Genomic DNA, 12,959 nt, shown 5'->3' with positions numbered 1-12,959 from the left:
ATATGTTACCTAATCGAAGCCCTAATATCTTGAAGACTGAAATTGACGTACCATGGAATATGAGGTGCATATATAATGAGAAAATTATCAAGTTTGAAAGTTTACATCATTACAATTGCTGGTGCAACATGTTGGGGACTGATTGGTTTATTTATCACCCCATTATATGATCGCGGTTTCACACCTTGGGATGTAGTCGCCATTCGAGGGATTTTTACCTTTATTATCTTATTTTTACTAATGGTCATATTTTATCGGGACCAATTACGTACAAGATTAAAAGATCATCTTTTTTTCGCTTGTGCCGGAATTTTTAGTATTGCTCTATTTAACTTTTTTTATTTTGAAGTTTTTTCTCAATCGAGTTTATCTCTTGCGGTAACACTTTTATATACAGGCCCATTGTTTGTAACTATCCTATCCCGGCTCTTTTTTAAAGAGGCTTTGACCATTCGAAAAGGCTGTGCACTTGTTCTTGCTGTCATAGGCTGTGCATTTGTTGTAGGTTTGTTGCCATTTGGCCAAGGAGATATATCTATGCGTACCTTGTTGATGGGAGTTTTATCTGGATTTTGTTATGCATTGTACAGCATTTTCAGTAAACCTATAACGAAACGGTACTCTGCATTGACAATTACTACGTATACATTTCTTTATACAAGTATTTTCATGTTACTGGCAAGTGACATACTAAAAAAGACCAATCAGTTCCAACACGGAGATGTTTGGATGTCAGCCGTGTTGTTAGCTTTGGTAGCAACGGTTGGGGGGTTTCTTTTTTACACGTTAGGATTAACGCATTTAGAAGCTAGTAAGGCATCCATTTTGGCGACGATAGAGCCTATCGTTGCAGTATTAACGGGAGTACTTTTTCTCGGGGAACATTTACGAGGATGGCAGTTGTTAGGGATTGGTTTGGTTTTATATTCAGCAATTCTAGTAGCAGGAAAAGGTAGTAGGGGAAAAAAAGCAGTGAACATACAAGCGTATAAAGTTCATTGAGTCTCTTGGAGATTACAGCAAACTGAGCGATTATTGGAATTCTACTAGTTGTTCCACCTAGATTAAAAAGACGCCATTTAGGAGGCGTCTTTTTTGATTGGGTCTTCTCCAAGGATGAGATATAATATACCTATCCATTATGATCGAGTTTTTCAGATTACCTACAGCCAGAAGGTGAAAGGAGATTTAAATAAACACTCAAAACCAATCAATCATTGCTGAAATCATTAATATTAAAGATTCTTTACCGAAAAAACAAAGGCAACTATGCGATTATATCTTAAAGAATTATCAATCAATAGGATTGATAACTATTAAAGAGCTCTCACATAATGCTAAAGTTGGAGTTTCAACCATTATGCGTACGGTAAATGCATTAGGGGATAACCACTTTAATGATTTGTGAAAAGATCTCTATGATGAATCGGTACCTGCTAATTCAAAGTGGACAATGAAGAAGTCTATTTCGGAAATCCCAAATGAAGGAGAGAATGTTCCGACTTTAGTGCAAGTTAGCAAGGAGTCTATAGACTCAACCTTAATAGAAAATTTTGAAACGGCAATTGATTTAATTCGCCACGCAAGTCATGTCAATATTTTAGGTAGTAGACCATATAAGGCTATGGCATTATATTTTGAACAATTGCTCGGGGAGTTTTATTCTAAGATAAGACAATTAAGCCATGATACTGAAGTACTCTGTGATAGAATATTACAATTTGATGAGGATGAGGTTTTACTTGTTTTTGCTTTTGAGCCTTACACCAATCGAATTATAGAAGCAGTGAAACTTGCTCACGAACTCGGTATTAAGATTATATTGATAACAGACCATATTTCTTGTCCAGTTATCCAATATGCTTCGGTCACATTAAAAGTTGAAGTCAGCGAAGAAAAATTTTCTGTAGTACCTATTATTGTCTTAATTGAAGCCTTGGTTATTGAACTGGGGAAACGTTCCTCTGAAGAGTCTATTAAAAAGTTGAAAAAACTAGAGAAAACACTTATTGAAAAAAATGTAATTTTTTCATATTGAAAGTGTAGTATGAGGTTACTTGAAAATGAGTCCTCCATAAGAAGCCATTTGTATAAAACAAGTGGCTCTTTGCTACGTTGAACACACTTCTCCTATAATAGGAAACTTAAGAAAAACGAGGAAGTGAAACAACATGGCAAACAATAAAAGCAGCAACAACAACGAATTATTAGTATAGGGTGCTGTACAAGCAACCGATCAAATGAAATATGAAATGGCTAGCGAATTACCTTGGTGCTGATACAACTGCATGTGCAAACGAATCAGTAGGTGGGGAAATCATAAAACGTCTTGTACAAATGGCTGAGCAACGACTTGACGGTGTACATTTCTAATACAACTTCCTAAAGCGATGGCGGAAGGAAGAATGAATTTAATTCTTCCTTTTTCTATGAAGGATTTTTTGTATTATTTCATAAAAAAGAGACCCTTAGGTTACTATAAGTACATGACAAAAGAGTAAAACCTACTGTTCCTTTGAATGTTTCTTCACCTGTATGCTAATTTTAGTAAGGTATTCTTCTTCGTTATTAGTTTTTAGCGAATCGTATAAGTACTCTTCATACGCGTGTCCTACAATAGAATAGCCTTCTGATTTAATAAAATTAGTTACATAGAGGTAGGAGGACTCAATATTCTTATAGGGTCCTTCATGATAATAAATGGCATAAAGACCTTCTGGCCTTGAGTGTCCTGTTTTCAAATCACTATAAGAAAATAAATGATCAACCCTCTCAAACTTCTCTTGAATTAGAGTGTTTTTTGTCAATAAAGATCCAATAGGAACCGGAACGTGCAAACCTATTTGCTTTCCAAAATGCCTATATTGCTCTGACCATTCTTCTACAGTGTTCATACCCTCATTTGAATTTTCATTGCTTAGATGAATGTGCTTTTTCTCAACTTTCTGGATATAAACTTTTCCAATTTCTACACCTCTTATTTCTTCTTCTGTCGAAATAATCTGCTTAAAAAAACGTTGAATTTGAATCAATTTTTCAATTTCTTTTTCTACTAAAATGGTTTGCTGATTTGCCATTTCAACAAATTTATGGGTGTTTTGGGAACTAAGGTATTCTTTCAGTTCCTCAATTGACACCCCCAATTTCCGCAGAGACTGAAGTGTTGAAAATGTTTTAATTTGATCATAGGTATAATAGCGATAACCATTAGAAAGTTTGCCGGCAGGTTTAAAAAGATTAATTCTATCGTAATAAAATAATGTATCTTTTTTCACTCCAACATAACTAGCAAATTCTCCTGTAGTTAAAGTTTTAGTGTTTTTTCTCTCCAAGCTCAAAACTCCTCTTGACTATAGACTAACTCCATACTTCATACTATCATAAGCAAACCCTATATTATATAGCAGGGGACGAATAAAAAGCTATATAGGGGCTTTTGCAAAGTAATCTATATAGACGGAGGTTTACGTATGAGTAAGACAAAAAGAAGTACACTGTACCTCTTACTTATAAACATATTTATTGTTTTTTTAGGAATCGGCTTAGTAATACCTGTATTGCCAAGCATTATGAATGAATTAGACATCAATGGTACAGTCGTAGGATATTTAACAGCAGTATTTGCCTTAACGCAATTAATTATTTCGCCATTCGCAGGAAGAGCAGCTGATAAATTTGGCCGTAAAATTATGATAGTGTTAGGGTTATTTATTTTCAGCGCCTCAGAATTATTATTTGGAATGGGGAAAACAATCGAGTTATTATTTATATCACGTATTTTAGGTGGTATCAGCGGCGCATGTATTATGCCGGCTGTGACAGCATTCATTGCAGATATTACAACATTGGAAACACGACCAAAAATGTTAGGATATATGTCGGCAGCTATTACCACTGGATTAATTATTGGCCCAGGTGTAGGGGGGTTCTTAGCTGAAATCGGCACGCGAGTTCCATTTTATTCAGCTTCAATACTTGGGCTTATTGCTGCAATCTTATCTGTTATTTTATTAACAGAACCAGAGTCTCCTCAAGAGGAAATAGAAAACAAGGGACTAGTAGAGAAGAGAAGTGGCTTGAAGAAGATATTTATGCCTATGTTCTTTATTGCTTTTGTAGTGGTTTTTGTATCGACATTTGGGTTAACAGCATTTGAGTCATTCTTTAGCTTATACGTTGATCATAAATTCGCATTTAGTCCATTGGATATTGCTATTTCAATCACAGGCGGTGCCATTATAGGTGCAATATTTCAGATTGTACTATTCGAACCGTTAGTGAAGTATATGGGTGAAATTAATATGATTCGTTGGTCATTGGTACTATCTGCGATTTTAGTTTTTACAATGACATTAGTGAACTCGTACTGGACAGTTATGACGGTCACCTTTACCGTATTTATAGGTGCAGACCTCATTCGCCCAGCTGTGACAACGTACTTATCACGCATCGCTGGCCACGAACAGGGTTTTGTTGGAGGGATGAACTCCTTTTTCACCTCTCTGGCCAACGTGTTTAGCCCCATCTTAGGAGGCATTCTATTTGATGTTAATATTAATTACCCATACTATTTCAGTACAATTGTCATTATCATTGGTCTAGCCATCACTATACTATGGAAAAAACCTAAGGTTGAAGAATTAAATTTAATTAAAAAGAGTAACTTGTGAATTTCTATATCTAATCCTGATTGTCCGCTCTAGGGAGCCAGAAAAAAAGAACCCCGTTCGAAGAAAGGTTCTTTTTTTTGCGTTTCTACTTAGTTTTCGTGCATGCTGCAAGGTTGTTTTAGATATTTAAGGTAGACCTTTTATGATTTGCCTAAAGACGAAGGGGAATACCGAGGACTCTTATTTCAAACATCGCTTTAGTTAGAGGTCTGAGGACATCCTATTTAAGGCCATTTTCAGTCACTATATAGGAATTTATAAAAGTAAACGATTAATGTTATTTAAAATTGATACGATTTAAGATTTTTGCTTTTTGAAAGTGAAAGATTGACTTTGACCATTCAAAGATTGTTCCGTTTGTTAAACATACGGTATTTTCAATAATCAATGCTGGGTCGAATGGGTCGATATGAAGGAGTTCCGCACTTTCTTCATCGGTTTTTTCGCAGTTAATGACTTTGTCAGCAAATCCAATGTTTAATTTTAAGTCATCGATTAGGTAACTATAGATAGAACTCGATGCAATCTCTTCATTTAGATAAGGTACCACATCTTTTTTAAAGTAACTAATTTCAATAGAAAAAGGTTCATCATCTACAATTCGCAGTCGTTTCACATAATATAGCTTGGTTTCGGGGGCACACCGTAAGCCTTTTGCGGTTAATTCATCAGCTTCTACTACGTGCAGCGAGAGAATTTTAGTCTCCACTTTTTTAGACTTTAAGTCTTTCGTTAACCCTCTAAGGCTACCTAAGTTAATATAGTCTGTGACTGATTCTTCACGTAGAAACATGCCACTTCCTTGAACTTGATAGATATAGCCGCGATTAACAAGCTGAGTCACTGCTTTTCTTATTGTATTACGACTTACTTCAAATTCTTTTATCATTTCTTCTTCCGTCGGCAGTTTTTTTGTTTGATCAAACTTTCCTTCTTGAATTTCTTTTTCTAAACGATCTGCAATTTCTTTATATTTTATAACCATATAATCTCCCTAGTCTGCATTCTCATTAATTTACTGCCTCTATTATACACAAAACCTCTTGATCAAAATCAAGAGGTTTTCTTTTTACTTATAGGTTTTCTCCTCTCGTTCTAATAATATGCTTGTACCAATGAAACGAGAGTTTTTTCTTTCGGTTTAAGTTATCGTTATGATCTACGTAGATGAATCCGTATTGCTTTTTATAACCATTTAACCAACTTAACAAGTCAATAACAGACCAAGCGTAATATCCTTTTAGGTGTATGCCTTCTTGTATAGCAAACTTAATTACTTTTAAATGTTCTTCAATATATTTAATACGAGGAACGTCTACAATTTCTCCATCAATAATCGGATCTTCATCACCAAGCCCATTTTCAGTTACATACATTTTAATATCACCATAACGCTCTTTTAACATATGCAGTCCGTCTAAAAATCCTTGAGGTGAAATTTCCCATCCCCATTTTGTATAGGTTTTATCTGCCATTTTTACGGTGCGATAAAAGCCGTCAAATGATGGACTTCCAGGAGCTAAAGTAGAGGTTTCCCTTGAGTGCTCCATAGACGAAACAGTTTCATTGTTTTTCTCTACGCGAATTGGTTGATAATAATTAAGGCCAATGAAATCATTGTGTTCGGCATTTCTTTTTAATGTATCGAGTTCTTCTTCTGTCCAGCTTGGAGTCCATCCTTTTTCTTTTAATTGCTGTACGACGTAAGATGGATATTCCCCTTTTAAAATCGGGTCATAATACCAAAACGTTTCATATTCATTCGCATGTCTAGCAGCTAAGATATTTTCCTTTTTATTATCAACGCTATAAGCCGGTAAGAAAACATGTGTGATACCAATTTCTCCATACTGCTTGAGCTTCTTATAGCTCTCTACAGCTTTTGCATGTGCATAAAACACATAATGTGTAGCTTGAAAGTACTTCTTTTCATCGTTTTGAATACCAGGTGGATGAGCGCCTTTTAAATAGCCTAATCCGCAAAACATAACGGTTTCATTGAACGTAATCCAATGTTTAACACGGTCTCCAAATGCTTTAAAACAAACCTCTGCATATTTAACGAAAGCATGAGCTGTTCGTTTATTTGTCCATCCGCCATCTTCTTCCAGTGTTAAAGGTAGATCCCAGTGATACAGCGTCACAAATGGAACAATTCCATACTTTAAACATTCATTAATCACTTGATTATAAAAATCTAATCCTTTTTGATTGATTTCTCCATCGCCAGTTGGCAAGATACGTGCCCATGAAATAGAGAAACGGTACGATTCTAACCCCATCTCTGCCATTAACTTAATATCTTCCTTGTAGCGATGGTAATGGTCAATGGCTACATCTCCATTTGTACCTTGATATGTTTTTCCAGAAATCTTTGAAAAAACATCCCAATTGGTTTTACCTTTCCCATCTTCATTCCAAGCTCCTTCTATTTGATAAGAAGCTGATGCAGCTCCAAATAAAAAATCTTTTGCAAATTTCATGATAACACTCCTTATTTTTATACCAATCTCTGAAATTCATTACTATATATTAAATTTGTAGGTATAAATTTAATATAGATTATATACTTATTCTTTGCACTTGACTAGAGAAAATGTCATATAAAGACTTTTTTGTCTTTATTTAATGGAGAAAAAATCTTAGTATTTGAACATTTTCTTACTTTTCGTCCATTTCCTAAAAAATAGATCATTAAGACAACCCTTAGCACATAAAAAAACATAATCTCTTACATAACCATATACTGATTCCCTACTGCAATAAGGGCTCTTTTTTGGTATGTGTACCGGAAAAAGACTTTATGCAAGTTAAGAATGAATATGATATACACTCTTAGCATTCCTTGTTATTCTGCTTGCAAATAAATTTTTGATTGAAAGGAATTACATATCATGCATTCAAAAAAGTTGGTGCAAGGAGGGGATATTTTTGCTACACCATTACCGTTGAATAAGTATGGTGCAGCTAACGTAATGAATGTCATTGATTGCTCTTATCTTCTTAGTATTACAGGTTATATAGATGAAAAGCTGCCTATAATGGATGATCAGAATGTTTATCAAATTTTAATTACAAAGTCTTTACTCAATAAAAAAGATGAACGAACATTTCTATGGGGAGGTGGACGAGTATCTAAAGACATAGTTTATATTAGTAATACTCCTTTAGCCCAAGACGAAATAGGAATAGAATCAAACTTATCTTGGGAAAATTGGTCAGAAGAATGTTTACTACAAATGGCGGGAAGAAAGATCCTAAGAGATTTAAACTTGAAATGGAAAGAAAAATAGAAGAAGCCGCAGCCTATGTTCGTTCATAGACACGTGATTTCGAAAAGCAAGAAAATGATGAATAATTGAGTCTTTTGGGGAATTATTTCTTTATTAGACTGAAGTGAGGAAAATGAAGAAGAGATTGTAGAGACTGCTATCAAGGAACTTTCCACTTTCACTGCATGCCAAATAAGACGTTTTGAAGAGACTCTATCTTATAAGCCTTTCTTATTAGACACACTAGAACATGCAAAAGAAGTTGGTGAATATTGTTTTTCAGAACGGAATCAACATTTCTCATCCGATCTTTTCTTATATGTGAGATGTGCAGTAGTCGCTCATGGTCAAGAGGTCTTTGAAGGCATCTTATCTAATGCTTCAAAAATGCTTAAGGACACTGAATTTGAAATCTTACTGTCTTTTTCATCAGCAGCTTTAAAAAAGGCTAAAGAATTCGAATATATAAGTGGATGTAGTTACGAGACATTTTCAAATAAAGAAGGTTGTTCACATACTCTTTAAGAAGTAAAAGTGAGCTGAAAAGCTCACTTTTTTATATCCATACTGGCGAGAATTCACATTATGGTAACTAAAGCTGTATAGAGTACATATTCTATATCCTCTATTGATAGTTGAAATCACAGCTACCTAATTATGAGCCTTCTCTAGAGCTAGTTTTATACCAAATCCTATCAATATAGTACCTGTTATTCCTTCGATAACCTTTTGTGTTTTAGGCTTCTTCATAAAAGCACTAATCTGGTTAAGTAAGTAAATATAAAATAAATACCACACAATGGTTAACACAATATAAGTTATCCCAAGTATAAGAAACGGCATAAAAGTATGGCTTCCAGGATTCACAAACTGTGGCAGAAAGGTTAGAAAGAAAACAGCTATTTTTGGGTTTAGTAAATTGGTAAGGAAACCTTGTTTGAAAGAAGACTTATTCTTATATTTATTTTTGGCAGACGTTTCAGTCGTTTCCGCTTTTTCTTTATTTCTTAATGTCCATAATGACTTGATGCCTAAATAAATTAAGTACAGCGCACCGACATATTTGAAGATAGAAAATAACAAAGCAGATTTCGCAATAATCGCTGAAAGCCCTACAATAGCAGTTAGTGTGTGAATAGATAGCGCACAACAAATCCCAAGCATTGTCTTAAATCCTCCCTGTTTTCCAACAGTAAAAGTGTTTTTTGTCATGACAGCAGTATCTGGACCAGGTAAAATAATTAGAAATATGCATGTAATCACGAACAAATAAAAGTTTTCCATATTATTATCGCCTCTCTATTGAAATAGTTTTGTATCTATAATTCTTAAATTGTATTATATGTTAATCATTTTATCATTTGAAGATAAACACTATAATATTTTTTATTATCTTTTTGAACTAATGGATGAATATATCTATTAAACATTTTAGTAAAAAAATTAAAATTATAATATGATGGATGTTCTAATAAACTTATATTCATTTTCATTGATGGGGGAGGACTAATATGAATTTTGAGCCACATAAACCATATTACATATTTGATGTTCACTTTTAAAGAAGCGGAGAACGAATTCAATTTTAAAATCCGTGTAAATGATGGTCAGTGATCAGATTAAAATTTCCTTACTTTGTCAAATAAAGGTTGGGTTTATCTTGACAACAAAGTCAATGCAACCAAGTTGGGTCTAGACAATAATTTGAGGGGCGGTCTACTTAAATTCAGTGAAGCTGGATTGAAAAGAGAAGAAAGACATTTAGGGTAGAACCAAAGCGGGGAGAGAAAATGGCTTTCTGAACGAAGAGTTGAAAACAGGGAAGGTTTCAACCTAATTGCTGCTGATTAACTAATTGTACTTCTTATTATTTAAATAAACTACCTAGGATACGTTTTATGTTAACCACCACTTCTTGAAAAAGCTACCTCATTCTATGAGATAGCTTTTATTTTTGGTTTGTAAATATTCTTTTTGAAACATACACATTCTTAGAGCGTTATGATAGCTGCCATCCACAAAAAATTCATCTTTTAACTCACCTTCAATAGAAAAACCAACCTTCTTATAAATATGAATTGCTTTTTCATTTTCCTTGTCTACAATTAAGTAAAGTTTATGCATATTTAATACCGAAAAGGCATAATTCATTGCTAAATTTGTGGCAACCATGGCGTAACCATAGCCTTGATAAGTAGGGTCAATTATAATTTGAAACTCTGCTCTACGATGAATATAATCAATTTCGACTAATTCAACTAATCCAAGCATTTCTCCGTCTTTTTCTAGTATGAAACGACGTTCACCTTGATCGTGAATATGTTTATCATATAAATCCTGTAGCTCTACGAAAGCTTCATAAGGCTCCTCAAACCAATAAGACATGATATTTGCATCATTATTGAGTTCATGGACAAATTTTAAATCTTCTCTTTCCAAAGGACGCAACTTAAGTTCCTTATTCATCTCTAAAACCTCCATATTCTAGCATTACTTTAGCACTTTCCGCTTTAAATGTAAAAACTACTACAGTAAAAAACAACAGGGCATAGTACGATGTTTTACATACTTATTAACGAAGCGATAGTATAATTTAAAGATCTTGTAAGGGAAATTCATTAATATTAAGGAGTACTTTATGAAAAAAATAGTTGGCATTTTTCTTCTTTTACTGTGTTGTATAAATCAAAGAGTTGAAGCAGCTGATCCATATTTAGTAAAGTCTGCCCCTCGTGAGGTGTACGTTTCTCCTAAAGGTTATGATGAGAATTCAGGTACTAAAAGTAGCCCTTTTAAAACCTTAAGAAAGGCAGTTGAAGTAGCTAAACCTGGAACCACTGTTTACATCAGAGGAGGCGTCTATTACGAAAAACTAATCATTAGTCGTTCAGGTACTAAACAAAATCCCATCAGCTTCAGAAATTATAGAAATGAAAGGCCGCTTATTAGTGGGGGGAAAATAAAGAGCGGTTCTACAGATGGAGGGCTAGTTACCATAAAAAATAAGAGCTACATTACAATTCAAGGTTTAAATATAGGTCATTTCTCCACTTTAAAAGAACAAAATACACCATGTGGTATTTTAGTGGAGGGGAGTGGAAAAGACCTTCGGATCATCAATAACCATATTTTCGATATTAAGACTGCGCATAAAACCGGAAATGCACATGGAATAGCTTTTTATGGATCCGAAGCGCCACGTTCATTAAAAAACATTGAAATATCGGGAAACCTACTTGAAAATCTAACTTTAGGTTTTAGTGAAGCGCTAACTCTAAATGGTAATGTTAAAAAATTCATAGTCCATGCGAATACGATTCGTGACGTTAATAATATTGGGATTGATGTAATTGGCTTCGAAAAGATAGCTCCTAATGAAAAATTCGATCAAGCCCGTGAAGGCATTATTAGTGAAAACCGTATTTACAACGTAAGTAGTTATTTAAATCCAGCTTACAAACAGGAATACTCGGCTGGTGGAATCTATGTAGACGGAGGAAAGGACGTTGTTATCAAGCATAATGTATCAAGTCATAACGATTTAGGAATAGAGATTGCAAGTGAACACTATGGTAAACAAACTAAGAATGTTAAAGTGTTGAAGAATATGATTTATGAGAATCGTTTTACGGGAATTTCAGTTGGAGGCTATGATAAAAAACGTGGGGGAACACTGAATACTTTTATTGCACAAAATATCTTATACGGAAATGATACACTGAAAATGGATGGCGGTCAGTTATTGATGCAATATCATGCGACCCATAACATCATCAGCGATAACATTATGGTTTCAGTAAAATCTAACTTGCTTCTAGCCAACCTTCATCACTCAAATAAATATAACCAACTTAATAATAACGTATACCTAAATAAAAGTAGTGACACAGTGAATCGATGGATATGGAATGGACAAGAAATAGAAATTCCTACATCATATCCCCCAGGCTTTTTTAATAAAAGTTTCTTCTAAGAAGATATTCTTTGTTGAGTTGCTTGCTGAGATTCTATTTGAAACTGGACAATTATTGACTGCATTATATGCTGATTATGCTTTTTATTTATTATATAGATACAGGCAAGCCAATCTTATTGGCTTGCCTTGTTTGTTGGCATTAAGGTTGAGCACTTCTTATTCCCCTTTATAATTTTTGTACAGCATATAATAATAATTCTTCAAGGTTTCGTTTGCCTAACTCCTTGGCCTTTTGCCTCAATTCTTCTTCCAAATCGCTTGTTGCCTTGATTCGTACCACTTTCAGGTCACTATCCATATAAATACCGCGGCTTACACTTGTTGACTTTTCCCGATATAAGAACTGACTCTAATAACTCTACAATTTCTTGTGAGGATTCTGTTAGTGATACCGGTTTAATTTCAATGATGAATTGCTGGAAAAATGAAGAATATATTCAAGAGGCTATGGATGATTTTTTATTCAAACAGCTTCATTTCTCCTCTTATGAGGAGGCTTTTCTCCAATTAAAAGGAAATGATTTCATCGATTTTCAGTTAACTGCTCTCTTTTAAATGACGTTTGATTCCAGAATAAAAAACGTGAAGGAATGGATAAAAAATCAACTAACAAATATAGACAATGAACTGTTTTATGTGGATCTTGATTAATAAAAGACCAATTGAGACGAATAACCTGAACTAATTTACTGTTATGTCTATTTCCTATTTTTAAAAATAATGATTGGTGAATATATGGTTATTTGCTTTGATTTTTCTTCTTTATAAAAAGATATAAAGATTCAGCAAAAAAAAGAAACAGAAGAAAAAAAAGCACAAATAATTCAGCTACTTCCATTACCCTAAAGGGACTCACGGCGTTGGCCAATGCCTGAGAAATATCAAATCCTTGAAAAATATCGATGCCTAAAGAAAAGCCCATTAAGCATCCCATCATTAAAAGGCTAATACCTATAATTTTCATATCGATCACGCTCCATTTAATAGGTTTTTCCCTTTTTTCTATGATGATACATAAATATTTATTGTTAATTTTTACAT

Annotated in this window: 12 protein-coding genes and 2 pseudogenes; 8 read left to right on the top strand and 6 right to left on the bottom strand. The window is 34.0% G+C overall.

The annotated features are described in order from the left end of the window. The first annotated feature begins 75 nt into the window (after positions 1 to 75). From ACLHDF_RS07860 to ACLHDF_RS07845, 4 genes and pseudogenes are all read left to right on the top strand, one after another. On the top strand, positions 76 to 1,002 hold the full coding sequence (locus ACLHDF_RS07860; protein ID WP_413918348.1) for a DMT family transporter: 927 nt from the start codon (positions 76 to 78) through the stop codon (positions 1,000 to 1,002). Positions 1,003 to 1,192: 190 nt separating this feature from the next. Then, positions 1,193 to 1,408 carry a hypothetical protein gene (locus ACLHDF_RS07855; RefSeq protein WP_413918898.1) on the top strand — a complete coding sequence of 72 codons (216 nt, stop codon included), beginning with the start codon at positions 1,193 to 1,195 and terminating at the stop codon, positions 1,406 to 1,408. 45 nt (positions 1,409 to 1,453) lie between these two features. Continuing rightward, on the top strand, positions 1,454 to 2,038 hold the full coding sequence (locus tag ACLHDF_RS07850) for a MurR/RpiR family transcriptional regulator (RefSeq protein ID WP_413918347.1): 585 nt from the start codon (positions 1,454 to 1,456) through the stop codon (positions 2,036 to 2,038). A 133-nt stretch (positions 2,039 to 2,171) separates the two neighbouring features. Next, positions 2,172 to 2,373 (top strand): annotated as a pseudogene (locus ACLHDF_RS07845) (small, acid-soluble spore protein, alpha/beta type). A 131-nt stretch (positions 2,374 to 2,504) separates the two neighbouring features. Here ACLHDF_RS07845 and ACLHDF_RS07840 read toward each other — a convergent pair. After that, positions 2,505 to 3,332, bottom strand: coding sequence for a MerR family transcriptional regulator (locus tag ACLHDF_RS07840; RefSeq protein WP_413918346.1), 828 nt, complete (start codon positions 3,330 to 3,332; stop codon positions 2,505 to 2,507). Between the two features lie 138 nt (positions 3,333 to 3,470). On the opposite strand from ACLHDF_RS07840, the gene norA reads away from it, so the two are divergent. Continuing rightward, complete coding sequence (norA, locus tag ACLHDF_RS07835) at positions 3,471 to 4,670, top strand: multidrug efflux MFS transporter NorA (protein WP_413918345.1); 1,200 nt, start codon at positions 3,471 to 3,473, stop codon at positions 4,668 to 4,670. 277 nt (positions 4,671 to 4,947) lie between these two features. Here the strand turns inward: norA and ACLHDF_RS07830 are convergent, their stop codons facing one another. Next, positions 4,948 to 5,655 (bottom strand): GntR family transcriptional regulator, encoded by a 708-nt coding sequence (locus ACLHDF_RS07830; protein ID WP_413918344.1) that lies wholly within the window; start codon positions 5,653 to 5,655, stop codon positions 4,948 to 4,950. Between the two features lie 88 nt (positions 5,656 to 5,743). After that, positions 5,744 to 7,153 (bottom strand): glycoside hydrolase family 1 protein, encoded by a 1,410-nt coding sequence (locus ACLHDF_RS07825; RefSeq protein WP_413918343.1) that lies wholly within the window; start codon positions 7,151 to 7,153, stop codon positions 5,744 to 5,746. Between the two features lie 411 nt (positions 7,154 to 7,564). Between ACLHDF_RS07825 and ACLHDF_RS07820 the strand changes: the two genes are divergently transcribed. Together ACLHDF_RS07820 and ACLHDF_RS07815 are read left to right on the top strand one after the other, a co-directional pair. Next, positions 7,565 to 7,963 carry a hypothetical protein gene (locus ACLHDF_RS07820; RefSeq protein WP_413918342.1) on the top strand — a complete coding sequence of 133 codons (399 nt, stop codon included), beginning with the start codon at positions 7,565 to 7,567 and terminating at the stop codon, positions 7,961 to 7,963. Between the two features lie 120 nt (positions 7,964 to 8,083). Continuing rightward, positions 8,084 to 8,467: pseudogene (locus tag ACLHDF_RS07815) on the top strand (DUF4240 domain-containing protein); the annotation flags it as partial. A 126-nt stretch (positions 8,468 to 8,593) separates the two neighbouring features. Here the strand turns inward: ACLHDF_RS07815 and ACLHDF_RS07810 are convergent. Both ACLHDF_RS07810 and speG read right to left on the bottom strand, forming a co-directional pair. Continuing rightward, complete coding sequence (locus ACLHDF_RS07810; protein ID WP_413918341.1) at positions 8,594 to 9,226, bottom strand: LysE family translocator; 633 nt, start codon at positions 9,224 to 9,226, stop codon at positions 8,594 to 8,596. A 645-nt stretch (positions 9,227 to 9,871) separates the two neighbouring features. Further along, entirely contained in the window at positions 9,872 to 10,408 is a 537-nt protein-coding gene (gene speG / locus ACLHDF_RS07805; RefSeq protein ID WP_413918340.1) for a spermidine N1-acetyltransferase, read from the bottom strand. Positions 10,409 to 10,580: 172 nt separating this feature from the next. On the opposite strand from speG, the gene ACLHDF_RS07800 reads away from it, so the two are divergent. Beyond that, positions 10,581 to 11,915 carry a DUF1565 domain-containing protein gene (locus ACLHDF_RS07800; protein ID WP_413918339.1) on the top strand — a complete coding sequence of 445 codons (1,335 nt, stop codon included), beginning with the start codon at positions 10,581 to 10,583 and terminating at the stop codon, positions 11,913 to 11,915. A gap of 742 nt (positions 11,916 to 12,657) precedes the next feature. Here the strand turns inward: ACLHDF_RS07800 and ACLHDF_RS07795 are convergent. Continuing rightward, positions 12,658 to 12,882, bottom strand: coding sequence for a hypothetical protein (locus tag ACLHDF_RS07795; protein WP_413918338.1), 225 nt, complete (start codon positions 12,880 to 12,882; stop codon positions 12,658 to 12,660). Positions 12,883 to 12,959 lie beyond the last annotated feature (77 nt).

It is taken from the genome of Priestia megaterium (genome assembly GCF_046599315.1).
In the GTDB taxonomy this organism is placed as follows: domain Bacteria; phylum Bacillota; class Bacilli; order Bacillales; family Bacillaceae_H; genus Priestia; species Priestia megaterium_F.
Note: the sequence above shows the minus strand (reverse complement) of the source record. Positions and strands in the feature narration are given on the sequence as shown.